Here is a 21,786-nt window from a genome sequence, read left to right as displayed (position 1 = left end):
GAGAACCAAACCCATGCTGGACTTCTTCATTTCCCCGGCACACGCTGAAGGCGGCGCGGCCGCGGGCGGCGGTATCGCCCAAATCGTTATGCTGGGCGGCTTCGTGCTGATCTTCTACTTCCTGCTGTGGCGTCCTCAGGCCAAGCGGGCCAAGCAGCACAAGCAGCTTATCGGCGGCCTGTCCAAGGGCGACGAAGTGGTCATCGGCGGCGGCATGCTGGGCCGGATCACCAAGGTGACCGACGAGTTCATCTCTATGGAAATCGCCGAAGGCACCGAGATCAACGTGCAGAAGAACGCCGTTGCCTCTGTCCTGCCCAAGGGCACCATCAAGTCAATCTGATCTCGCACCCCGGCACCGCCGGCGGGCAGGCCCGCGCCCGCCCGTTGGCGGTGCGCTGGTGGCGACCCCCTCTTTCGCTCTCGCGATGTCGCCATGTTAGCTACAAGGCAGGGCCTGCATGCTTAACCGTTACCCCCTATGGAAGTATCTGCTGATACTTCTTGTCCTCGCCGTCGGCCTGGTCTATTCGCTGCCCAACCTCTTCCCCGCGGACCCCGCGGTGCAGATCAGCCCAGCCAGTGGCGGCGAAAACCTCAGCGAGTCTCAGCTGGAGCGGGTTCAGTCCGCCCTGGCCGATGCCGACATTCCTCTCAAGTCCACCGAACGCGATACCAATAGCGTCCTGCTGCGCCTCGATAGTGCATCTGATCAGATGCGCGCCCGTGGCGTGGTCGATGGCCTGCTCGACGACAACCATGTCGTCGCCGTGAACCTTGCCGAGTCGACGCCGTCCTGGCTCAAGGACCTGGCCGCCTCGCCGATGACCCTGGGCCTGGATCTGCGCGGTGGCGTGCACTTCCTGCTCGAGGTCGACATGGACGCCGCGGTGACCCAGCGCCTCGAGGTCAACGCCAGCGCCATGCGCGAGACACTGCGCAGCGAACGCATCCGCTACCGCAACACCGACATCAGCGGCCGCACGGTGAGCATGGACTTCATGAACGCCGAGGATCGTGATCAGGCCAGAAACCTGATCAGTCGCGACTTCCCGGACTTCCAGTACGCGGACACCGAGGCGGACCGTGGCGCGACCCTGACCATGACGCTCAGCGATCAGGCGGTCGACGAAATCCAGGACTACGCGATCAATCAGAACCTGACCACCCTGCGCAACCGCGTCAACGAGCTGGGCGTGGCCGAGCCGCTGGTGCAGCGCCAAGGCCCCAATCGCATCGTGGTCGAGCTGCCGGGCGTGCAGGACACCGCCGCCGCCAAGCGCGTGGTAGGTGCCACCGCCAACCTGGAGTTCCGCCTCGAGGCCCGCCCGGACACCCCGGATCAGGAAACCGAGACCGTCGAGTTCCGCTCTAGCCCGCGCACCGCCGAGCTGATGCGCGACGTGATCATCACCGGCGACAGCGTCTCGAGCGCCACGCGCAGCTTCGATGAGAACGGCCGCCCGCAGGTCAACATCGATCTGGACGGCACCGGCGGCACCCTGATGAACCGGGCGACCCGCTCCAACATCGGCCGCAACATGGCCGTGGTATTCATCGAGCACAAGACCAACGACCGCACCGTGATGCAGGACGGCGAGCCGGTGGTAGTGCGCGACCCTTATACCGAGCGCGGCATCATCAGTCTTGCCACCATCCAGAGCGCCCTGGGCAACAGTTTCCGCATCACCGGGCTTGAATCGCCCACCGAAGCGGCCGAGCTGTCGCTGCTGCTGCGCTCAGGCTCGCTGGCCGCACCGATCTACTTCGTGCAGGAACGCACCATCGGCCCAAGCCTCGGGCAGGACAACATCGATCGCGGCATTCTCTCGGTGCAGATTGGTCTGCTGCTGGTGGTGGCCTTCATGCTGGTGCGCTACAAGGCCTTCGGTGTGATCGCCAACGTGGCGCTGGGCATCAACCTGGTGCTGGTGATCGCCGCCATGTCGATGCTCGGCGCTACCCTGACGCTACCCGGCATCGCTGGTATCGTGCTGACCCTCGGCATGGCCGTGGACGCCAACGTGCTGATATTCGAGCGCATACGCGAGGAGTTGCGAACCGGGCTCTCGGTGCAGCAGGCGATCCACGCCGGCTATGAGCGTGCCTTCACCTCGATCGTCGACGCCAACCTGACCACCCTGCTGGTAGCGCTGATCCTGTTCTCGATCGGCACCGGCCCGGTCAAAGGCTTCGCCGTAACCCTGTCGCTGGGCATCCTGACCTCGATGTTCACCGCCCTGATGGTGACCCGCGCCATGGTCAATCTGACCGTCGGCGGCAAGCCACTCAAGAAACTCTGGATATGAGGAGCCTAGCGATGCGACAGTTCGATTTCATGGGCAAGCGCCGCCTGGCCTTCACTACCTCGGCGGTGATGCTGCTGATCGCCCTGGTGTCTCTGGCGGTGCAGCAACTGAGCCTGGGGCTCGACTTCACTGGCGGCACCCTCGTCGAGGTCAGCTATCACACGGCGCCGTCGCTTGACACCGTGCGACAGGCACTGGAGGCCGCCGGCTTCCAGGATATCTCGGTGCAGACCTTCGGCACCGCCGACGAGATCCTGATCCGCCTGCAGCAGGCCTTCGACCCCGATGTCGGCCAGCAGGTCACTGACCTGCTGCGCGCCAGCGGCGATCAGGTCTCGCTGGTGCGGGCCGAATTCGTCGGCGCCCAGGTCGGCGAGCAGCTGCGCGACCAGAGCGGCCTCGGCATGCTGGTAGCGCTGGGCATGGTGATGCTCTACGTGGCCTTCCGTTTCCAGTACAAGTTCGCCGTCGGCGCGATTGTAGCGCTGATTCACGACGTGATCCTGGTGCTTGGCGCCTTCTCGCTGTTCCGGATCGAGTTCGACCTGACGGTGCTGGCTGCGGTGCTGGCGGTGATCGGCTACTCGCTGAACGACACCATCATCGTCTACGACCGGATCCGCGAGAACATCCGTCTTTCGCGTATCGATGACATGTCGGCCATCTTCAACGACGCCATCAACCAGACCCTGAGCCGTACCCTTGCGACATCGGGTACCACGGTGCTGGTGCTGCTGGCCCTGCTGGTACTGGGCGGCGACATGATCCACAACTTCGCCGTGGCGCTGCTGATCGGCGTCGGTGTGGGTACCTTCTCGTCAATCTACGTCGCCTCGGCGCTGCTGCTGCCGCTCAAGCTGCAGCGCACCGACCTGATTCCAGCGCCGAAGGAAAACGAGGACGCAGAGGAGCTGCCTTAATAGGCACCCTACTCTGACGCGCCCCCGTCGTTTCACTGACGGACTCTCACGCCCCCGCTCATCGAGCGGGGGCGTTTTTTTGGTGTGAGGCGATGCGCAACGTCAACGACGTTTCGTAAAACGCCTGGAACGATTGCTGATCCAGTTACTGATCCAGTTACTGACCCAGTTCGTCTCGCCAGGAGTAGCGCGGCGCGAAGCCGACCAGACGACGGGCTTTTTCGATGCAGTAAAAGGTCTCGAATTCGCCCATTTCACGCCTGACCGGCACGTCAGAATAGAAGCGCTCGATCACCTGAGCCGTGGTCAACCCCACCGACATATCGTTATTGGCGACGTTGAACACCTGGTACCCCAGGCCATCCGTTTTCAGGCAGCAATCGACCATCTGCCCCAGGTCCCGGGCGTCGATATAGGCAAAGATGTTGCGACGACGCAGCGCCGGGTTGTCCATATAGGCCGGGAAATGCTGGCGGTACTCGTGGGGCTCGATGACGTTGTTGATGCGCAGACCGTAGATATCGATGCCTGAGCGTTCATGGAAGGAGCGCGCCGTCACCTCGTTGACCACCTTGCTCATGGCGTAGCTATCCTGGGGCACTGTGGGATGGTCTTCATCCACAGGCAGATAGTCCGGTTTCTTCTCGCCATCGGCGAAGCAGACGCCGTAAGTGGTCTCGCTGGAGGCGAAGATAACCTTGGGAATGCCTAGCTTAGTGGCGGCATCCAGCACGTTGTAGGTGCTCAAGGTGTTGATGCGGTAGGTCTCGTTGTCCGGCCGGTGCAGTATGGCGGGTATGGCCCCGAAGTGAACAATGGCATCGTAACGCGGCACGCCGGTGCCCGGTTCCAGCTCGTCGATCCCGGCGTAGGCCTGGCAGGCATTGAACACCTGACCGGCGTCGGTCAGGTCCACCTTGAGGGTGGTAATGCCGGGCACATCGGACGCCATCCAATCCAGGTTGGTGACTCTGTGCCCCTGATCGCGAAGATAGGCCGTGGCATGGCGACCCGCCTTTCCGCTGCCGCCAGTGAACAGAAGACGCATATGGATTCCTTAGTCGGTGGAACGAAAAGCTTAATGCAATAAGATGACCCCGCTCATCCTAGCAACAACCCGCTATCCGCGCCGACAAGCAGCCACGCCCTTCTTGATCGACTGCCATTCAGTCGTGGCCTTTCAGTCATCGCCTTTCAGCCGAGGACACTCAATCAAGGCCATTCAATCGAGGCCATTCGATCGAGGCCATTCGATCGAGGCCATTAGCAGTCTTTTGATAGTCAGGCTGACTGCCTTGTGAAGGCGTGATGGCAGGCATAAAAAAACCCCACACGCCTGAGCATGTGGGGTTTCATCTGTGTCTTTCTAACTCTTTCTATCGCTATCGATGCAGGCCTTGCGCCAATCGATGCATGCATTGCACCAATGACAGCGCGCCAATGACGAGCCGTCAATCAAGAGGCGGGGCACTCAGACCATATGCGGCTTGAGCTGCTGCATCATCGCCTTGTAGAGGCGCGGACCGGCGGCCATCAGCTGGCCTTCGATCTCGACGCTGGGGCCGCCGTCCGGGGTGCCCATCAGAGCGCCGGTTTCCTTGAGAAGCAGCGTGCCGACCAGTTTGTCCTGCTCCTCGAGGCCGAGCACGAAGGCCGCATCGCAGCGACCGCTGGCCAGTTCGGCCAGGTCGAGCAGGCCGCTGCCGGTGGCGATCTGCGTTTCGACCTGCGGGCCGAGCTGCTGCACCAGTGTCAGGTAGGTCGGCAGGTGACGCGGGCGCAGCCACATCTCAGGCAGCCCCATCGCCAGACGCGAGCCGGCAATGGCCGTGGTCTTCGGCACGCGAATGCGCTTGCCGTTACGCTGGGCGCCACGACCGCGGCTGGCCAGGAATTCGGTATCGGCGAACGGGCAGATCACAATGGCGTGTTCGGGACGACCCTTGACCAGGCACACCAGCGACAGGGCAAAGCCGCTGCCGGCAACGCTCAAGTTGGAATAGCCGTGGAAGGGTTCGATCTTCCAGTGATGATCGCCGCCTTCGCCCTGACCCTCACGGTAGGGAATGTAGCGACCGGAAACGCCGTGCTCGGGATAACCGCGGGACAGCTGGTTGGCCACCAGCGTCTCGACGTTGCGGCCGGCGTCTTCGAGCAGGCGGTCGAGATTGTGTTCATCATGAGAGTTTTCGATGCGCTCACGAATGCGCACGAACTGTTCGGCGGCACTACGCATGGCGCGCAGACCGAATTGGACCATCGGATGCATGATCGGGCCTTCGAGGAGTCGGGTACTGTTAAAGAACGGTGACGCAAATCGGGGCGTATACTAGCAGATTCGCCATCCCTTCGCCATCGACAGCACAGGCCAAGGGCCGCAAGCGACCGGTGGTGCATGCTAGACTGTGCCGCCCATCGACACTCAAGACAGGCCCTGGCCCCATGCTCGAGCGCATTCGCATCGTCCTCATCGGCACCAGCCATCCCGGTAATATCGGCGCCACCGCCCGCGCCATGCACAACATGGGCCTCGCCGATCTGGCCCTGGTCGCGCCGCGCAGCGAGTCGCGCTCGGCAGAGGCTATCTCGCGGGCCTCGGGGGCCGACAAGATCCTCCATCACGCCCCGGTGTACGACAACCTGGAAAGCGCCGTGGCCGACTGCCGGCTGGTAGTCGGCGCCAGCGCCCGCTCGCGCACCCTGCCCTGGCCGATGATCACCCCGCGTGCCCTCGGCGAGCGCCTGCCGGCGGAGCTTGCCGATGCCGATGCCCGGGTAGCGCTGGTGTTCGGCCGCGAGGATACCGGCCTGACCAACGCCGAATTGCAGCGCTGTCATGCCCATGTGCATATCCCCACCAACCCGGACTACAGCTCGCTGAACCTGGCCGCCGCCGTACAGGTGCTGACCTATGAATGCCGCCTGGCCTGGCTTGATCACCAACCGGGCGGCCCGGCACCGGAAGCCGACACCGAGTCGGCCACGCAGCGCGACGCCGAGGCCGACCAGGCGGCGGCGAGCGCCGAGCATGAGGCCGTCTTCGGCATCGCCTGGGATCACCCACCGGCCAGCCACGCCGATCTGGAGCGTTACTTCGAACACCTGGAGCGCACGCTGATCACCCTCAAGTTCCATGACCCTGACAAGCCCCGCCAGCTGATGGCCCGGCTACGCCGCCTATATATGCGCGCCCGGCCGGATCAGATGGAGATCAACATTCTGCGCGGCATTCTCAGCGCCACCGAGAAGCAGGCCGCGCGTAACGATCAAGGGTGATAATGAGGGCGTCTGCATAAGCTGACGTGAGAGGGCGCCTTGCAGCGGACAACCGGCGCCCCAATAATCAGAGTCCGCTCGGTTCTGCTGCGTGCCGACTTTCTTCCATAAGGATTTGCCGCATGTTTCGTCGTCTGCGAGAAGATATTAACAGCGTGTTCGCCCGAGACCCGGCGGCGCGCAACTTCCTGGAAGTGCTGACCAACTACCCGGGCCTGCATGCCCTGCTGGCGCATCGTCTGAGCCACTGGCTGTGGCAGAAGAACTGCAAGTGGCTGGCACGCACCCTGTCGCAGCTGTTCCGCGTGCTGACCGGCATCGAAATCCACCCCGGGGCTACCATCGGCCGGCGCTTCTTCATCGACCATGGCATGGGCGTGGTGATCGGTGAGACCACCGAGGTCGGCGACGACGTGACCCTCTACCAGGGCGTAACCCTGGGCGGCACCAGCTGGCATAAGGGCAAGCGTCACCCGACCCTGGAGAACGGCGTGATCGTCGGCGCCGGCGCCAAGATTCTCGGTCCCTTCACGGTGGGGGCGGGGGCCAAGATCGGCTCCAATGCGGTGATCACCAAGGCAGTGCCGAGCGGCGCTACCGTGGTCGGCATTCCCGGCAAGATCGTCAAGCGCGAAGAGCCTGACAGCGAGGAAGTCCTCGACATCGACCCGGCCCGCCGCGAGGCGATGCGCCAGAAGTTCGGTTTCGATGCCTACGGCGTCAGCCAGGACATGCCCGACCCGGTAGCGCGCTCGATGCAGGCGATGCTTGACCACATGCATGCTGTCGATGGCCGCATCGAGCTGATGTGCGAGACCCTGCGCCGGCTCGACCACAGCTATCGAGCAGGCCAACTGCCGGAGCTGCGCGACGAGGATTTCGAGGGCGTGCTCGCCGATGTCGACAGCTGCTGCCCGCCGCTTGACGACGACCAGGGCAAGGGCCCCGCCACTGCCGCCCAGGAAGCGCCCCGCAAGCAAAGCGGCGGAAGCGCCTGAGCCTTTAGCTCCGAATTAAGCCTTTAGCGCCGAATTAAGCCTCTTGAGCGCCCCGGGCCTAATTGTTGACCGCGATACTCGGGATTCTCATAATGGTCGTCTAGCGATCATCCTTCGGCCCGCCGCGTGCGGGTCGGTCCTCGACCCTCTGCGTGCGACTCTGCTATGCGCTTGACCACCAAAGGACGTTACGCCGTCACCGCGATGCTCGATCTGGCGATGAATGGCGCCGCCACGCCCACCAGCCTGGCCGACATTTCCAAGCGCCAGGAGATCTCGCTGTCCTATCTTGAGCAGCTGTTCTCGCGTCTGCGTCGCGCCGGCCTGGTCAAGAGCGTGCGCGGTCCCGGGGGCGGCTATCTGTTGGCTGGTGACCCGGTGGATATTTCGGTCGCACGGGTCATCGATGCGGTCAACGAGTCGGTGGACGCCACCCGCTGCCAGGGGTTGTCCGACTGCCAGCAGGGCGACACCTGCCTGACCCACCACCTGTGGTGCGATCTCTCGAAGGAGATCCACGGCTTTCTCGACGGCATCAGCCTCGGCGAGCTAGTCAACCGCCACGAGGTCAAGAATATCGCCAAGCGCCAGCGGCTGCGCGCCGACGAGGACACCATCGCCGTGTCGTCGCCGACGGCGCCCTGACTCCGTTACCTCACTGTCAACCGGATCACCATGAGCGCTCCCGTCTATCTCGATTATGCTGCCACCACGCCCGTCGACCCGCGAGTCGCCGAGGTGATGGCGCGTCACCTGACCATGGATGGCACCTACGCCAACCCGGCGTCGCGCAGCCATATCGCCGGCTGGCTGGCCGAACAGGCGGTCGAGGGCGCACGCCGCCAGGTCGCCGACCTGATCGGCGCCGATCCCCGAGAGATCGTCTGGACCAGCGGCGCCACCGAGGCCGATAACCTGGCCCTGACCGGCTTCATGCGCGCCAATCGCGCCCGGGGCCGCCATCTGGTGACCTCGATCATCGAACACAAGGCGGTCGTCGACACCGCCAAGGCCCTCGAGGCGGAAGGGTTCGAGGTGACCTGGCTTAAGCCCGGCGCCGACGGCCGCATCACGCCTGACCAGCTCGCCGACGCCATGCGCGACGACACCGCGCTGGTCTCGCTGATGGCGGTCAACAATGAGCTCGGCACCATCAATGACCTCACGGCCCTGTCAGAGGTCGTGCATGCTCGCGGCGCGACCTTCCACGTCGATGCTGCCCAGGCGCCGGGCAAGCTGCCGCTCGACGTCACCGCCATGGGCATCGATCTGCTGTCGCTGTCGGCCCACAAGGCCTATGGCCCCAAGGGCATCGGCGCACTCTATGTGAAGCGCGACCCGGACCTGCGAATCGAGGCGCTGATCCACGGCGGCGGCCACGAGCGCGGCATGCGTTCGGGCACCCTGCCGACTCATCAGATCGTCGGCATGGGCGAGGCCTTTGCCCAGGCGGCCAGCGAAGGCGACGCTGATCGCGCCCACGCCAGTGCCCTTCAGCAGCGCTTCCTGGATGGCCTCGAGGGGCTCGAGGGCCTGCACCGCAACACCGACACCCGGGTGTCGGTGCCGCACATCATCAACCTGGCCTTCAGCGGCCTGGACGGCGAGTCGCTGCTGATGGCGCTGCGCGGCCTGGCGATTTCCACCGGGTCGGCCTGCAACTCGGCAAGCGTCGAGCCGTCCTATGTACTGAAGGGCATCGGCGTGCCCCGGGCGCAGGCCCTGGCCTCGCTGCGCTTCAGCGTCGGCCGCTTCACCACCGAGGCCGACATCGACACCGCCATCGCCGAACTCCGGCATGCCGTGCCGGCGCTGCGTCGCTGACCGCATCACTTACACTCTCGCATCACTTATACTCTGGGGCAGCTCGCTGACACTTTTATCGCGCTCCCTCTTTGCGCACCCTTTGCATGCTCATGCGCTCCCACGTACCCGACACCTTCTAGGAGGCTCGCACCATGGCCCATCTATCGATCACTCCCGCCGCCGCCAGCCAAATCCGTCAGGTGCTCGACGAGCGCGGCCACGGCCTCGGCCTGCGCGTTTCGGTCAAGCCGAGCGGCTGCTCCGGCTACAGCTACGTGCTGGACTTCGCCGATGAGACCGGCGGCGACGACGTCACCTTCGAGGAGCACGGCGTGGCCGTGTATGTCGCGCCCGAAGCGCTGGACATGCTCGATGGCAGCGAAGTCGACTATGTCTCGGAAGGCCTCAACCGCTTTTTCCGCTTCAACAACCCCAACGTCAAGGATCAGTGCGGCTGCGGCGAAAGCTTCACCGTCTGAACCACGAGTCACCATCGAGTCTGCCTGAACGACGACAGCGACTCCCTTCGGGTCTCGCGACCATCGCGACCATCGCGACCACAAGCGCGGTGGTCGGCCTGGTGTGTTGGTCAAAGATTGTCCCCCGCGGACTTCCGGCGTTATAATCCGCGCCTCATCAGCCGCCGAGCGCGGCGGATCCACGATTTTCGACGCGCCGCCCGTGGCATGCACCTCTTGTGTCTCGCTTCGGGCGGCGCGCCGTCCTATGAAGTTCCTGACGCTTCCAACCCCCTACGGAGACCTGTCCCATGGCTACCGAACGCACGCTGTCCATCATCAAGCCCGATGCCGTTTCCAAGAACGTGATCGGCGAGATCTACACTCGCTTCGAAAAGGCCGGCCTCAAGATCGTCGCGGCCAAGATGATCCACCTCTCCCAGGAAAAGGCCGAAGGCTTCTACGCCGAGCACAAGGAACGCCCCTTCTTCGGCGCACTGACCGGCTTCATGACCTCCGGTCCGGTGATGGTTCAGGTGCTGGAAGGCGAGAACGCTATCGCCGTCAACCGTGACCTGATGGGTGCCACCAACCCGAAAGAAGCCGAAGCCGGTACCATCCGCGCTGACTTCGCTGAATCTATCGATGCCAACGCCGCCCACGGCTCCGACTCCGTTGAGTCTGCCGAGCGTGAAGTGGCCTACTTCTTCGGCGCCGACGAGATCTGCCCGCGCGGCTGATAGCGTCTCCACGCGGGAGGCCCGGCCTCCCGCGTACCGCCCACCGACCCCGCGATGCCGACCATGACTGCCACGACCGACACCCCGTCCCGCACCAATCTGCTCGGCATGTCCCGAGAGCAGATGGAATCCTTCTTCCTGTCCATCGGCGAGAAGAAGTTCCGCGCTGCCCAGCTGATGAAGTGGATTCATCAGGAAGGCTGTGACGACTTTGCCGCCATGACCAATCTCTCCAAGGCCCTGCGCGAACGCCTGGCCGAGGTGGCCGAGATCCGCGGCCCCGGCGTGGTCTATGAAGGCACCTCCAGCGACGGGACCCGCAAGTGGGTACTCGAGGTCGAGGATGGCAGCTACGTGGAAACCGTGCTGATCCCGGCCGAGAACGGCAAGCGCCGGACCCTGTGCGTGTCCTCGCAAGTCGGCTGCTCGCTGGATTGCAGCTTCTGCTCCACCGGCAAGCAGGGCTTCCAGCGCAACCTCACCGCCGCCGAGATCATCGGCCAGGTGTGGGTCGCCCAGCGCAGCGTAGGGCCGCGCCGCGACACCGCCAACCGCCCGGTCACCAACGTGGTGATGATGGGCATGGGCGAGCCGCTGATGAACTATGATGCCGTCGTGCCGGCCATGAAGCTGATGCTCGACGACAACGGCTACGGCCTCTCCAAGCGTCGCGTCACCCTGTCGACCTCCGGCGTGGTGCCGAAAATCGACCAGCTTGGCGACGATATCGACGTGAGCCTGGCCATCTCGCTGCACGCCGCCACCGACGAGTTGCGCAGCGAACTGGTACCGCTCAACCGCAAGTACAACATTCGCTCTCTGATCGATGCCTGCAAGCGTTACCTGGCCAAGTGCGACGACACCCGCATCATTACCATCGAATATACGCTGATCAAGGACGTCAACGACCAGCAGGAGCATGCCGAGCAGCTCGCCGCCCTTCTCGAGGAGTTGCCGTGCAAGATCAACCTGATTCCGTTCAACCCCTTCCCGCACTCGGGCTACGAGAAGCCGTCGCGTAACCAGACGATGCGCTTCCAGCAGTGGCTCTACGAGCTGGGGTACACCGCCCCGGTGCGCAGCACCCGTGGCGATGACATCGATGCGGCCTGCGGCCAGCTGGTCGGTCGGGTCAAGGACCGCACCAAGCGCCACGAACGCTATATCCAGTCGATCCAGCTCGACGCCGACTGACGGCCCGGGGTGCGCTTGACTTCAACCAGGCAGAACGCTTTGATGGGCAAGCCTTATCGGTCACGGCAACACCTCATATGCCGTGACCGACTGTTACCCGGAACGCTTCCATCATGCCGCAAGAGATGTCCATGACCCGTCGTCATCGTCGACCGGCTTTTGCCGGACGAGGCGCCCTGATCACCACCCTGCTCTGCATGGTGTGGCTCGGCGGCTGCGCCGCTCCTGCGTCGCAGCAGCGTGATCAGGAAGACTCTGCCGAGGCCTACACCCGCCTCGGCACGGCTTATCTCGAGCGCAACAACCTGCCGCGCGCCACCCGTGCTCTCAACAATGCACTCAAGGCCGATCCCAACGACCCTGAAGCGCTGCAGGCCATGGCGATGATTTTCCAGCGCCAGGGCGAGGCTACCCTGGCTAGTGAATACTTTCGGCGCGCGCTGGACGCCGCTCCCGATTTGACCCGGGCACGCAACAACTTCGCCGCCTTCCTGTATGCTCAGGGACGAACCCGCGAAGCCTGCGATCAGCTGGCCCTTGCCAGCGAAGACACACAATACGCCAATCGCGCCCAGCTTTTTGCCAATCTGGGCCAGTGCCAGCGCGAACTTGGGAATCCGGTACAGGCACGGGAGGCCTTGGAGCGTGCCAAGGTCATCGACCCGCGCATGACCCGAAGTTATCTACTGCTGGCACAGCTTGACTACGCGCAGGGGCATCAAGCCCGTGCCTGGGACAATATCCAGGCGCACATGCGCCTGGCAGGCATCACCCCGGAGAACCTGGCGCTGGCGCGCGACATCGCTCTCGCCAGGGGCGACACCGAGCAGGCCGACTTTTATGCCCGCCAGCTCGCGTCCTCAGGTTCACCGGATGGGTCCCGTGGCACGCCCTGACAACCGATTTTTGATCAAGGATGCTCAGTCATGAGCGACATGCACGACAACGACACCGTCGATATGGCCCGCCAGGCATCCCCCGGTGACATGCTACGCAGCGAACGCGAAAACCAGGGGCTTTCCGTGGAAGAGGTCGCCACATCCCTGAACTTGCGTCCCGCCGTGGTCTACGGCCTGGAAAAAGACGACTACGCGCAGGTGCCAGTGGCTGCCTATCGCCGCGGCTATCTGCGCGCCTATGCCCGCCTGCTGGGCATCGATGAGAAGGGTGTGCTGGATGCCTATCGTGACGTCAACGGCCCTACTGAAACCGAGCGCCGTGTGACGCCAGTCAAGGTCGCCAAGCCGCCCTCGCGGATTGGCGCCTGGCTGGTCAAGCTGGTCACCCTGGTCGTGATTCTCGGCCTCGCCGGCCTGACACTACTGTGGTGGCAGAGCCGCGAAAGCAGCGGTCTGCCGGGGCTTGGCGACAACGAGCCGGTGGCCGTGGATACCTTGGACGGCACTCCCGTGACCGAGGAACCAGCTGGCGTCGACGCAAACAGCGCGGATGCGACCGCCGCGAACTCGGCCAATGGCGACACCGCCGTCGAAACTGCCATCGACGAGGAAATGCCACCGCTGCCCGCCGAGGACAGCGACATGGGCCTGACCGATGGTGCGAGCGCCACAGGTGCCGGCCAATCGTCGGGCACCGATACTGGCGCCCAGGCGACTGCTGCCAACGCCCAGCAAGCCGAGTCCGCCTCGAGCACGTCCGAAAACGTCGCCACCGGGTCTGACTCGACAGAAGCGAGTAACACCTCTGATGCCGCGGGCCCCGACGTGCTGGAGCTGAGCTTCAACGAGCAATCCTGGACCGAGATCTTCGATGCCAACGACGACCGCATCTTCGTTGGCCTGCAGTCGGCCGGCAGCAGCGCCCGTGCCGAAGGCGTGCCGCCCTTCCGCCTGACCATCGGCAACGCCAGCGGTGTAGAGCTGCGTTACCAGGGCGAGGCCGTCGACCTTGGCGAGTACGCCGGCAACAACAACGTCGCCCGCTTCAGCCTAGGAGAATGATTCCGCATGCACGCGCAGTCTCCCATCGTTAGACGCCGCTCACGCCAGATTCATGTCGGCAACGTGCCCGTGGGCGGCGATGCGCCGATCTCGGTGCAGAGCATGACCAACACCGACACCCTGGACGTGGCCGCCACCGTCGGTCAGATCCGACAGCTCGAGGCCGCCGGCGCCGACATCGTGCGCGTCAGCGTGCCGGACATGGATGCCGCCGAGGCCTTCGGCCGCATCAAGCGCGAGGTAAACGTCCCGCTGGTCGCGGATATCCACTTCGACTACCGGATCGCCCTGCGCGTCGCCGAGCTCGGCGTCGACTGCCTGCGCATCAACCCCGGCAACATCGGCCGAGAGGACCGCGTCCAGGCGGTGGTCAGCGCCGCCCGCGACAACGGCATCCCGATCCGCATCGGCGTCAACGCAGGCTCGCTGGAGAAGGACCTGCAGAAGAAATACGGCGAACCCACGCCGGCGGCCCTGGTCGAATCGGCGATGCGCCACATCGATCACCTCGACCGCCTCGATTTCCAGGAATACAAGGTCAGCGTCAAGGCCTCGGATGTGTTCATGGCGGTGGCCGCCTACCGCGACCTCGCCACGCGCATCGAGCAGCCGCTGCACCTGGGTATCACCGAGGCCGGCGGTCTGCGCTCGGGTACGGTGAAGTCGTCGATCGGTCTCGGCATGCTGTTGATGGACGGCATCGGCGACACCATCCGGGTGTCGCTGGCCGCCGATCCGGTCGAGGAGATCAAGGTCGGCTTCGACATGCTCAAGAGCCTCAAGCTCCGCGCCAAGGGCATCAACTTCATCGCCTGCCCCAGCTGCTCACGTCAGAACTTCGACGTCATCGGCACCATGAATGCCCTCGAGGAGCGCCTCGAGGACGTCATGACGCCGCTGGATGTCTCGGTGATCGGCTGCGTGGTCAACGGTCCCGGGGAAGCCAAGGAAACCGATGTCGGCCTGACCGGCGGCTCCCCGGCCAACCTCGTCTACCTCGACGGCAAGCCGGCCAGCAAGCTGCGCAACGACCATCTGGTCGACGACCTTGAAGCGCTGATCCGCGAACGGGTCCGCCTCAAGGAACAGGCCGAGCAGGACGTCATCGCCCGGGACGCCTGAGCCCGACGCCCCCCTCAAGGAGCAAGCAGTGAGCAAGCCCGAAGTAAGCAAGAAAAAAATCCAGGCCATCCGCGGCATGAACGACCTGCTGCCGGACCAGTCGCCCCTGTGGCAGTACTTCGAGGGCCAGGTCCGCGCCCTGATGGGCCGCTACGGCTATGACGAGATCCGCACTCCGGTGGTCGAGCAGACCGCGCTGTTTAAGCGCTCGATCGGTGAAGTCACCGACATCGTCGAGAAGGAGATGTACACCTTCGAGGACCGTAACGGCGACAGCCTGACCCTGCGTCCCGAGGGCACGGCGAGCTGCGTGCGCGCGGCCATGGAACAGGGCCTTTTGCACAACCAGACGCAGCGACTGTGGTACCAGGGCCCGATGTTCCGCCACGAGCGTCCCCAGAAGGGCCGCTATCGGCAGTTCCACCAGGTCGGCATCGAGACCTATGGCCTAGAAGGCCCGGACATCGACGCCGAGGTCATCCTGCTGTCGGCGCGGTTGTGGAAGCAGCTCGGCCTCGACAAGCACGTCACCCTGGAACTGAACTCGCTGGGCTCCATTGATGCCCGCGCCGCCTACCGCGACCTGCTGGTGGCCTACTTCGAGAAGCACCTGGAGGTCCTCGACGAGGACTCCCAACGTCGCCTCTCAAGCAACCCGATGCGCATCCTGGATTCCAAGAACCCGGCGATGGTTGATGTCATCGAAGGCGCGCCCAAGCTGATGGATCACCTCGACGAGGAATCCCGCACGCACTTCGAAGAGCTGACCGCGATCCTCGATGCCGCCGGCATCGATTATGTGATCAACCCGCGCCTGGTGCGCGGCCTCGACTACTATTCGCGTACCGTCTTCGAGTGGACCACCACCGCGCTTGGCAGCCAGGGCACCGTCTGTGCCGGCGGCCGCTACGATGGCCTGGTCGAACAGCTGGGCGGCAAGCCGACCCCGGCGGTCGGCTTTGCCATGGGCGTCGAGCGGCTGATCCTGCTGCTCGAGACCCTCGAACTGGTGCCCGATGAGGCCCGCCCGCCGCTGGATGTCTACCTGCTCGGCATGGACGCAGCGGCCACCCGCAGCGCCCTGCTGCTGGGCGAGACGCTGCGCGGCGCACTGCCCGAACTGCGTGCCCAGGTGCACTGCGGCGGCGGCAGCTTCAAGAGCCAGATCAAGAAGGCCGACAAGAGCGGCGCCCGACTCGCGCTGTTGATCGGCGAGGATGAACTCGCCGAAAATGCCGTGACCGTCAAATTCATGCGCGAGGACCGGGAGCAGCAGCGCCTGTCCCGCGAGACCCTCGCCGAGGTCCTGCCGGCACTGGTCGACCGGCCGCTGGGCCACGCCTAACATCCATGATGCCCACCCCCGCACCGGCTGCCGTTGCGGGGGTCACTGACGCAAGGAGACCGCCCGTGGCGGAGCTGAACACCGAAGAAGAACAGCTAGAGGCCATCAAGCGCTGGTGGAAAGAAAACGGCACCTCGCTGATCGCCGGCGTGGTGATCGCCGCCGCCGGGATCTTCGGCTGGAAGGCCTGGGAGGGCTATCAGGCCAATCAGGCCGAGGCCGCCTCCATGCGCTACCAGCAGCTGCTGACTCTGGCCAGCCAGCCAACGCTTGAAGACGCTGCCCTGACCCAGGCCCGCGAGCAGGTGACCGCGCTCAACGACGAACACGGCGGCAGCCTCTACGCCGACCTGGCCACACTGATCGAGGCACGTCTGGCGGTGGCCGACGGTGATCTGACCGGCGCCCGTGATGCCCTGTCCAGGCTGATCGAGTCGACCGATCGCGGCTATCTCAAGGACCTGGCGCGGCTGCGCCTGGCCCGTCTGCAACTGGCCGACGACGAGGCCGACACCGCGCTTGCCACCCTGGACGCCATCACTAGTGAAGCCCTCGGCGCCCAGCGCATGGAACTGCGTGGCGACGCCCAGCTGTCGCTCGGCAACCGGGAAAATGCCCGCGAGGCCTATCGCGAAGCCCTGGCCACCGCCGAAGCCAGCGGTCAGCCGCTGTTCGGCACACAGCTCAAGCTCGACAACCTCGGTGCAGAGGAAGCCACGCTATGAAATCGACTCTGGTGATCGCGTTGGCATCACTTAGCCTACTCGCCGGCTGTGCCGGTCAGGTCGAACCCGAGACGCCGCCCAAGGAACTCACCAGCTTCACCGAGAGTGTGACGCTGGACGGCCTCTGGTCCGTGCAGGTCGGCGACGGCCTTGGCGAGGCGCGCTATCCAATCAGCCCGTCCCTGGACGGCGACACCCTGTTCGCCGCCGATGCCGAAGGCGAACTGATGGCGATCGACGCCGAGAACGGCGAACGGCGCTGGACGGTCGAGCTCGACAATCCCGTCTCCAGCGGCCTGACCGCCGTGGCCGAGCGGCTCTATCTGGGCACCCGCAACGGCGAAGTGCTGGCCATCGACCAGGCCGACGGCAAGGTGCTGTGGCGCTCTCGCGTGCCCAGCGAAGTGCTGGCCGCCCCCCAGCCCAACCAGCGGCTGCTCGTTGTACAGAGCGTCGATGGCAGCGTCACTGCGCTTGAGCGCGACAGCGGCGCCGAGCAGTGGGTCTATACCACCAGTGACCCCGCCTTGACCCTGCGCGGCACCGGCACGCCGAGGGTCATCGAGCCGGTGACCTTCGCCGGCTTCGCCAACGGCCGCATCGCCACCATCGACAACCGCAGCGGCCAGGCCCTCTGGGAGCAGCGCATCGCCGTGCCCAAGGGCCGCAGCGAAGTGGATCGCCTGATCGACCTCGACGGCGAGCCGCTGCTGACCCGCGATGGCCGCCTCTACCTGACCAGCTACCACGGCCGCCTGGTGGCCATGGAAGCCCAGAGCGGCGAGACCCTGTGGGAGCGCGACATCTCGAGCTACCTGTCACCGCTGCTGGTCGGCGAGACCCTCTACGTCATCGACGACGCCAGCCATGTGCTGGCGCTGGACGCCCTGTCCGGCCAAATCAAATGGCGCAGCAACGCCCTCGAAGGTCGCCAGCTGACTGCCCCGGCCTTTGCCGACGGCAAGCTGGTGCTCGGCGATTTCGAAGGCTATTTGCACCTGCTCGATGCCACCGACGGCCGCCTGGCCGGTCGCGAGCACATCGATAGCTCGGGCATCAGCCTGCGCCCCCTCACTGACGGTCGGCGCATTCATGCGCTGGCCAACGACGGGCGCCTAGAGGCGCTGGAGATCCGCGAACTACCATGAATCCTGTCATCGCCCTGGTCGGCCGACCCAATGTCGGCAAGTCCACGCTCTTCAACCGCCTGACCCGTTCGCGGGACGCCCTGGTGGCCGACTTCCCGGGCCTCACCCGTGACCGCAAGTACGGCAACGGGGCACTCGGCGACAAGACCTACACGGTGATCGATACCGGCGGCATCAGTGGCGACGAGCAAGGCATCGACGCCGCCATGGCCGAACAGTCGCTACTGGCCATCGACGAGGCCGACATCGTGCTGTTCATGGTCGACGGTCGCGCCGGCCTGAACGTCGCCGACGAGGCCATCGCCAACCACCTGCGCGTCAACCAGAAGAAGACCTGGCTAGTCGTCAACAAGACCGACGGCCTGGACGAAGACACCGCGTCCGGTGACTTCTGGGGACTGGGCATCGGCGACCCGCGCCCGATCGCCGCGGCCCACGGCCGCAACGTCACCTCGCTGATCGAGGAAGTGCTCGAGCCCTTCCCCGAGCGTGAAGCCAACGCCGCGCCGCCGGACCTGAGCAACGGGATTCGCATCGGCGTGATCGGCCGGCCCAACGTCGGCAAGTCGACCCTGGTCAATCGCCTGCTCGGCGAAGACCGGGTGGTGGTCTTCGACGAGGCGGGCACCACCCGCGACGCCATTGAGATCCCCTTCGAGCGCCGCGGCAAGCCCTATGTGCTGGTCGACACTGCCGGGGTTCGTCGGCGCAAGAACGTCACGGAAATCGCCGAGAAGTTCTCGATCATCAAGACGCTGGACGCCATCAAGGAGTGCCATGTCGCGATCATGGTGCTGGACGCGCGCTCAGGCCTGGTCGAGCAGGACCTGCACCTGCTCGACTATGTGCTGAGTTCTGGGCGTGCCCTGGTGCTGGCAGTCAACAAGTGGGACGGCCTGGAGGCCGAAGCCAAGGACAAGATGCGCGCCGCCATCAAGCGCCGCCTGGGCTTCGCCGACTACGCCGAGATGCACTTCATTTCGGCGCTGCACGGCACCGCGGTGGGCGATCTCTATCCGTCCATCGACCGCGCCTTTGCCTCTGCCAACAGCCACTGGTCGACCAACCGCCTGACCAACATCCTGCAGGATGCGGTCACCGAGCATCAGCCGCCGCTGGTCCATGGCCGCCGCATCAAGCTGCGCATGGCGCACCAGGGCGGCAGCAACCCGCCGATCATCGTCGTGCACGGCAACCAGACCGAAGCGCTGCCGGAAGCCTACAAACGCTTCCTGACCAACACCTTCCGCAAGGTACTCAAGGTGCGCGGCACGCCGATCCGCTTCGAGTTCCGCTCCGGCAAGAACCCGTATGACAGCATGGCCGGCGCCGGCGACCGCGAGAAGGCCAAGAAGCGCGAGCTGGGCCGGACCAAGGAAGCCCGCAAGAACCGCCGCTAGGCTGGCTCACGAGAGCCTTCAGAAGCACCTGGCGCATCACAAGCCCCCGTCGGACTCGCTCCGGCGGGGGCTGTGTTTTTAAAGACGACGTGTGAATAGCGCTTGTGAATAGGGCTTGTAAAGACCGGTTGTGCAGCAGCACTCGACCCAGGGCTTTCAGCCAGGTTCAGGCTTCTGCCTGCAGACGCCGGCTACCGATCCACTGGCAGGCGAACTGCCAGGCGATGCGCCCGCTGCGTCCGCCGCGCAGGGTGGCGAAGCGCACGGCCTCGGCGCGGGCATCGGGCGACCAGTCCTCGGCGGCGCCGAGATGGGCGACCCAGTGCTGGCAGGTCTCCAGGTAGGCGTCCTGGCTGAAGGGATGGAAGGCCAGCCAGAGGCCGAAACGGTCCGACAGCGAGATTTTCTCCTCGACGGCATCGCCATGATGCAGCTCATCGTCCACCACGCGGGTTGCCTGATTGTCGCTCATGGATTCCGGCAGCAGATGGCGACGGTTAGAGGTGGCGTAGAGCAGCACATTCTCGGGTGGGCCGGTGATAGCGCCGTCGAGCACGCTCTTCAGGGCCTTGTAGGCATCGTCGTGGCCCTCGAAAGACAGATCGTCGCAATACACCACGAAACGATGCGGCTCGTTGCGCAGCAGAGCCACCAGGCTCGGCAGACCCGCCAGATCGTGCCGGTCCACCTGCACCAGGCGTAGCCCTTCAGGGGCCAGGCCATTGAGCAGGGCCCGAACCAGCGATGACTTGCCACTGCCTCGGGCGCCCCACAGCAGGGCATGGTTGGCGGGGTAGCCGCGCAGGAAGGCGCGGGTATTGTCGATCAGCGCGCGCTTCTGTCGCTCGATGCCCAGCAGGTCATCCAGGCCAAGCGCGTCTCGGGGCGGAACCGGCATCAACTGCCCACCCAGGGCATGACGCTGCCATAGGGCGGCGATGTCATGTTGCCAGTCGATCTCGACCGAGACAGGCGGCAGCCATGGCTCCACCCGTTCCATCATTTCCAGCAGGCGCCGGGCCAGGGCGTCATCCATGCAGTATCTCCTTGGTTGCAGACGTCGCGGTTTTACCGCACTGGCGATCAGAGTATCTTGTGGCAAACTGTGATATGCCGTCCAGCGAACCTTTCGCTGCCGGCCCAAGGAGGATGTGACAATGCGTTGGATACAAGGAATGGCCGTGGGCGCCCTGAGTCTGGCCCTGGCGGCCTGCTCGAGTTCACCCACCGGGCGGCAACAGCTGACGCTGGTGTCCGACCAGCAGCTCAACCAGATGGGCGCGCAAACCTTCGAGCAGTACCAGCAGGAGCTGCCGACGGTGGGCGGCGCCACCCTGAACTATGTGCAGTGCGTGTCGAATGCCATCGTCGCCGAACTGCCGTCTTCGAACCTGGCGCCCAGCTGGCAGGTCAAGGTCTTCGATGATCCCTCGGCCAACGCCTTCGCCTTGCCCGGCGGCTATATCGGCGTCAACACCGGCCTGCTCGAGATCGCCAGCAACCAGGACCAGCTGGCCGCGGTGATCGGCCACGAGGTCTCCCACGTCCTGGCACGCCATGCCAACGAACGCGTGTCGACCCAGCAGGCCACCCAGCTCGGCCTGTCGGTGATCCAGAGCGCCGCCGGCATCCAAGGGCCCCAGGGCGACGCCATAATGGGCGCTCTCGGCGCTGGGGCTCAATACGGCATCATGCTGCCCTTCTCTCGCAGCCACGAAAGCGAGGCGGATACGCTGGGCATTCAGCTGATGGCCGATGCCGGCTTCGACCCCCGCGCCAGCGTGACCCTGTGGGAGAAGATGAGCCAGGCGGGCGGCGGCCAGCCACCGGTGTGGATGTCCACGCACCCCAGCAACAATCAGCGTATCAGCGGCCTCGAGGCCAGCATGAACGAGGCCCTGCCTCGCTACCAGCAGGCGCGCCAGTCAGGCAAGACGCCCAACTGTAGCCGTTCCTAGATGACCCGCCGGCACCTGATTCGCGCAGGCATGGCCCTGCTGATTCTGCCGATCGTAGTGCTGCTTGGGATCTACTTTCTGGAACTCGGCGACGTGCGCGGCTGTATGCTCGACGGCGGCCATTGGGACTATCTTGACGGGGTCTGTCGCGACACGCCTCAGCCCTTCGTACCCTGGCTCGTCCGTGCGCCCTGGCTGGTGAATGGCGGCCTCGCGCTGTCGGTGCTGGGACTGGGCATGACCATGGCGGGGCTGTATATCAAGAAACGCTGAAGGCGCTACTTCAAGCACCGCTGAGGCGAGCGTTGCGCTCTCTGAGTGGCCCTATTTAATTCGCCCTGCCTAAGCGGCCTTTCGCCTGCCCAAGCAAAAGCCCGCCGGTCTGATGACCGGCGGGCTTTTGCTTGGTGGACTTTTGCTTGATGT

General features: G+C 64.8%; 22 protein-coding genes. 19 read left to right on the top strand and 3 right to left on the bottom strand.

All coding sequences use genetic code 11. The features are described from left to right. Window positions 1–13 precede the first annotated feature (13 nt). From yajC to secF, 3 genes are all read left to right on the top strand, one after another. Window positions 14–343: a preprotein translocase subunit YajC gene (gene yajC / locus BCL93_RS09950; protein WP_112055124.1), complete on the top strand. Its 330-nt coding sequence runs from the start codon at window positions 14–16 to the stop codon at window positions 341–343. A 118-nt stretch (window positions 344–461) separates the two neighbouring features. After that, entirely contained in the window at window positions 462–2,309 is a 1,848-nt protein-coding gene (gene secD, locus BCL93_RS09945) for a protein translocase subunit SecD (protein ID WP_112055123.1), read from the top strand. A gap of 11 nt (window positions 2,310–2,320) precedes the next feature. After that, window positions 2,321–3,229, top strand: a complete 909-nt coding sequence (gene secF / locus BCL93_RS09940; protein ID WP_369700255.1) for a protein translocase subunit SecF — start codon at window positions 2,321–2,323, stop codon at window positions 3,227–3,229. Window positions 3,230–3,386: 157 nt separating this feature from the next. Here the strand turns inward: secF and BCL93_RS09935 are convergent, their stop codons facing one another. Together BCL93_RS09935 and BCL93_RS09930 are read right to left on the bottom strand one after the other, a co-directional pair. Beyond that, on the bottom strand, window positions 3,387–4,277 hold the full coding sequence (locus BCL93_RS09935) for an NAD-dependent epimerase/dehydratase family protein (RefSeq protein ID WP_112055121.1): 891 nt from the start codon (window positions 4,275–4,277) through the stop codon (window positions 3,387–3,389). Between the two features lie 423 nt (window positions 4,278–4,700). After that, a complete protein-coding gene (locus BCL93_RS09930) occupies window positions 4,701–5,498 on the bottom strand; it encodes an inositol monophosphatase family protein (protein WP_112055120.1) in 798 nt (265 codons plus the stop codon). Window positions 5,499–5,671: 173 nt separating this feature from the next. Here BCL93_RS09930 and BCL93_RS09925 point away from each other — a divergent pair, with 173 nt between their 5' ends. The 14 genes from BCL93_RS09925 to der all read left to right on the top strand — a co-directional run bounded on the left by BCL93_RS09925 (window position 5,672) and on the right by der (window position 19,402). Beyond that, window positions 5,672–6,505, top strand: a complete 834-nt coding sequence (locus tag BCL93_RS09925) for an RNA methyltransferase (RefSeq protein ID WP_112055119.1) — start codon at window positions 5,672–5,674, stop codon at window positions 6,503–6,505. 122 nt (window positions 6,506–6,627) lie between these two features. Beyond that, window positions 6,628–7,503: a serine O-acetyltransferase gene (gene cysE / locus BCL93_RS09920; protein WP_112055118.1), complete on the top strand. Its 876-nt coding sequence runs from the start codon at window positions 6,628–6,630 to the stop codon at window positions 7,501–7,503. A gap of 165 nt (window positions 7,504–7,668) precedes the next feature. Next, entirely contained in the window at window positions 7,669–8,148 is a 480-nt protein-coding gene (iscR, locus tag BCL93_RS09915) for a Fe-S cluster assembly transcriptional regulator IscR (RefSeq protein ID WP_112055117.1), read from the top strand. Window positions 8,149–8,178: 30 nt separating this feature from the next. Then, window positions 8,179–9,327 carry an aminotransferase class V-fold PLP-dependent enzyme gene (locus BCL93_RS09910; RefSeq protein ID WP_112055116.1) on the top strand — a complete coding sequence of 383 codons (1,149 nt, stop codon included), beginning with the start codon at window positions 8,179–8,181 and terminating at the stop codon, window positions 9,325–9,327. A gap of 134 nt (window positions 9,328–9,461) precedes the next feature. Continuing rightward, on the top strand, window positions 9,462–9,788 hold the full coding sequence (locus BCL93_RS09905; RefSeq protein ID WP_092525818.1) for a HesB/IscA family protein: 327 nt from the start codon (window positions 9,462–9,464) through the stop codon (window positions 9,786–9,788). Window positions 9,789–10,078: 290 nt separating this feature from the next. Further along, window positions 10,079–10,507, top strand: a complete 429-nt coding sequence (gene ndk / locus BCL93_RS09900) for a nucleoside-diphosphate kinase (RefSeq protein ID WP_112055115.1) — start codon at window positions 10,079–10,081, stop codon at window positions 10,505–10,507. 63 nt (window positions 10,508–10,570) lie between these two features. After that, a complete protein-coding gene (gene rlmN / locus BCL93_RS09895) occupies window positions 10,571–11,701 on the top strand; it encodes a 23S rRNA (adenine(2503)-C(2))-methyltransferase RlmN (RefSeq protein WP_112055192.1) in 1,131 nt (376 codons plus the stop codon). A 131-nt stretch (window positions 11,702–11,832) separates the two neighbouring features. Further along, on the top strand, window positions 11,833–12,597 hold the full coding sequence (gene pilW / locus BCL93_RS09890) for a type IV pilus biogenesis/stability protein PilW (protein ID WP_112055114.1): 765 nt from the start codon (window positions 11,833–11,835) through the stop codon (window positions 12,595–12,597). Between the two features lie 30 nt (window positions 12,598–12,627). Then, complete coding sequence (locus tag BCL93_RS09885; protein ID WP_112055113.1) at window positions 12,628–13,662, top strand: RodZ domain-containing protein; 1,035 nt, start codon at window positions 12,628–12,630, stop codon at window positions 13,660–13,662. 6 nt (window positions 13,663–13,668) lie between these two features. Beyond that, entirely contained in the window at window positions 13,669–14,784 is a 1,116-nt protein-coding gene (gene ispG / locus BCL93_RS09880; protein WP_112055112.1) for a flavodoxin-dependent (E)-4-hydroxy-3-methylbut-2-enyl-diphosphate synthase, read from the top strand. Window positions 14,785–14,812: 28 nt separating this feature from the next. Continuing rightward, the gene (gene hisS, locus BCL93_RS09875; protein ID WP_112055111.1) at window positions 14,813–16,129 is read left to right on the top strand and encodes a histidine--tRNA ligase; all 1,317 of its coding nucleotides are present in this window, start codon (window positions 14,813–14,815) and stop codon (window positions 16,127–16,129) included. Between the two features lie 65 nt (window positions 16,130–16,194). Continuing rightward, window positions 16,195–16,854, top strand: a complete 660-nt coding sequence (locus BCL93_RS09870) for a YfgM family protein (RefSeq protein WP_112055110.1) — start codon at window positions 16,195–16,197, stop codon at window positions 16,852–16,854. Continuing rightward, on the top strand, window positions 16,851–18,002 hold the full coding sequence (bamB, locus tag BCL93_RS09865; protein ID WP_112055109.1) for an outer membrane protein assembly factor BamB: 1,152 nt from the start codon (window positions 16,851–16,853) through the stop codon (window positions 18,000–18,002). Before BCL93_RS09870 ends, bamB begins: the two co-directional genes overlap by 4 nt. Continuing rightward, on the top strand, window positions 17,999–19,402 hold the full coding sequence (gene der / locus BCL93_RS09860) for a ribosome biogenesis GTPase Der (RefSeq protein WP_112055108.1): 1,404 nt from the start codon (window positions 17,999–18,001) through the stop codon (window positions 19,400–19,402). The genes bamB and der overlap by 4 nt, the downstream gene beginning before the upstream one ends. Window positions 19,403–19,568: 166 nt before the next feature. Here der and BCL93_RS09855 read toward each other — a convergent pair whose 3' ends face one another. Continuing rightward, the gene (locus tag BCL93_RS09855; RefSeq protein WP_112055107.1) at window positions 19,569–20,438 is read right to left on the bottom strand and encodes an ATP-binding protein; all 870 of its coding nucleotides are present in this window, start codon (window positions 20,436–20,438) and stop codon (window positions 19,569–19,571) included. A gap of 121 nt (window positions 20,439–20,559) precedes the next feature. On the opposite strand from BCL93_RS09855, the gene BCL93_RS09850 reads away from it, so the two are divergent. Together BCL93_RS09850 and BCL93_RS09845 are read left to right on the top strand one after the other, a co-directional pair. Then, window positions 20,560–21,360: a M48 family metallopeptidase gene (locus BCL93_RS09850; RefSeq protein ID WP_112055106.1), complete on the top strand. Its 801-nt coding sequence runs from the start codon at window positions 20,560–20,562 to the stop codon at window positions 21,358–21,360. After that, a complete protein-coding gene (locus BCL93_RS09845; RefSeq protein ID WP_309251224.1) occupies window positions 21,361–21,633 on the top strand; it encodes a hypothetical protein in 273 nt (90 codons plus the stop codon). Window positions 21,634–21,786 lie beyond the last annotated feature (153 nt).

Origin of the sequence: Onishia taeanensis (assembly GCF_003268885.1) — a bacterium.
Lineage (GTDB): Bacteria > Pseudomonadota > Gammaproteobacteria > Pseudomonadales > Halomonadaceae > Onishia > Onishia taeanensis_A.
This window is presented reverse-complemented; position numbering and strand designations above follow the sequence as displayed.

What these genes read in the sequence shown, in the direction of transcription:
- yajC (WP_112055124.1), top strand. Translation starts at nt 14, where the DNA reads ATGCTGGACTTCTTCATTTCCCCGGCACACGCTGAAGGCGGCGCGGCC.
- secD (WP_112055123.1), top strand. Translation starts at nt 462, where the DNA reads ATGCTTAACCGTTACCCCCTATGGAAGTATCTGCTGATACTTCTTGTC.
- secF (WP_369700255.1), top strand. Translation starts at nt 2,321, where the DNA reads ATGCGACAGTTCGATTTCATGGGCAAGCGCCGCCTGGCCTTCACTACC.
- BCL93_RS09935 (WP_112055121.1), bottom strand. Translation starts at nt 4,277, where the DNA reads ATGCGTCTTCTGTTCACTGGCGGCAGCGGAAAGGCGGGTCGCCATGCC.
- BCL93_RS09930 (WP_112055120.1), bottom strand. Translation starts at nt 5,498, where the DNA reads ATGCATCCGATGGTCCAATTCGGTCTGCGCGCCATGCGTAGTGCCGCC.
- BCL93_RS09925 (WP_112055119.1), top strand. Translation starts at nt 5,672, where the DNA reads ATGCTCGAGCGCATTCGCATCGTCCTCATCGGCACCAGCCATCCCGGT.
- cysE (WP_112055118.1), top strand. Translation starts at nt 6,628, where the DNA reads ATGTTTCGTCGTCTGCGAGAAGATATTAACAGCGTGTTCGCCCGAGAC.
- iscR (WP_112055117.1), top strand. Translation starts at nt 7,669, where the DNA reads ATGCGCTTGACCACCAAAGGACGTTACGCCGTCACCGCGATGCTCGAT.
- BCL93_RS09910 (WP_112055116.1), top strand. Translation starts at nt 8,179, where the DNA reads ATGAGCGCTCCCGTCTATCTCGATTATGCTGCCACCACGCCCGTCGAC.
- BCL93_RS09905 (WP_092525818.1), top strand. Translation starts at nt 9,462, where the DNA reads ATGGCCCATCTATCGATCACTCCCGCCGCCGCCAGCCAAATCCGTCAG.
- ndk (WP_112055115.1), top strand. Translation starts at nt 10,079, where the DNA reads ATGGCTACCGAACGCACGCTGTCCATCATCAAGCCCGATGCCGTTTCC.
- rlmN (WP_112055192.1), top strand. Translation starts at nt 10,571, where the DNA reads ATGACTGCCACGACCGACACCCCGTCCCGCACCAATCTGCTCGGCATG.
- pilW (WP_112055114.1), top strand. Translation starts at nt 11,833, where the DNA reads ATGACCCGTCGTCATCGTCGACCGGCTTTTGCCGGACGAGGCGCCCTG.
- BCL93_RS09885 (WP_112055113.1), top strand. Translation starts at nt 12,628, where the DNA reads ATGAGCGACATGCACGACAACGACACCGTCGATATGGCCCGCCAGGCA.
- ispG (WP_112055112.1), top strand. Translation starts at nt 13,669, where the DNA reads ATGCACGCGCAGTCTCCCATCGTTAGACGCCGCTCACGCCAGATTCAT.
- bamB (WP_112055109.1), top strand. Translation starts at nt 16,851, where the DNA reads ATGAAATCGACTCTGGTGATCGCGTTGGCATCACTTAGCCTACTCGCC.
- der (WP_112055108.1), top strand. Translation starts at nt 17,999, where the DNA reads ATGAATCCTGTCATCGCCCTGGTCGGCCGACCCAATGTCGGCAAGTCC.
- BCL93_RS09855 (WP_112055107.1), bottom strand. Translation starts at nt 20,438, where the DNA reads ATGGATGACGCCCTGGCCCGGCGCCTGCTGGAAATGATGGAACGGGTG.
- BCL93_RS09850 (WP_112055106.1), top strand. Translation starts at nt 20,560, where the DNA reads ATGCGTTGGATACAAGGAATGGCCGTGGGCGCCCTGAGTCTGGCCCTG.
- BCL93_RS09845 (WP_309251224.1), top strand. Translation starts at nt 21,361, where the DNA reads ATGACCCGCCGGCACCTGATTCGCGCAGGCATGGCCCTGCTGATTCTG.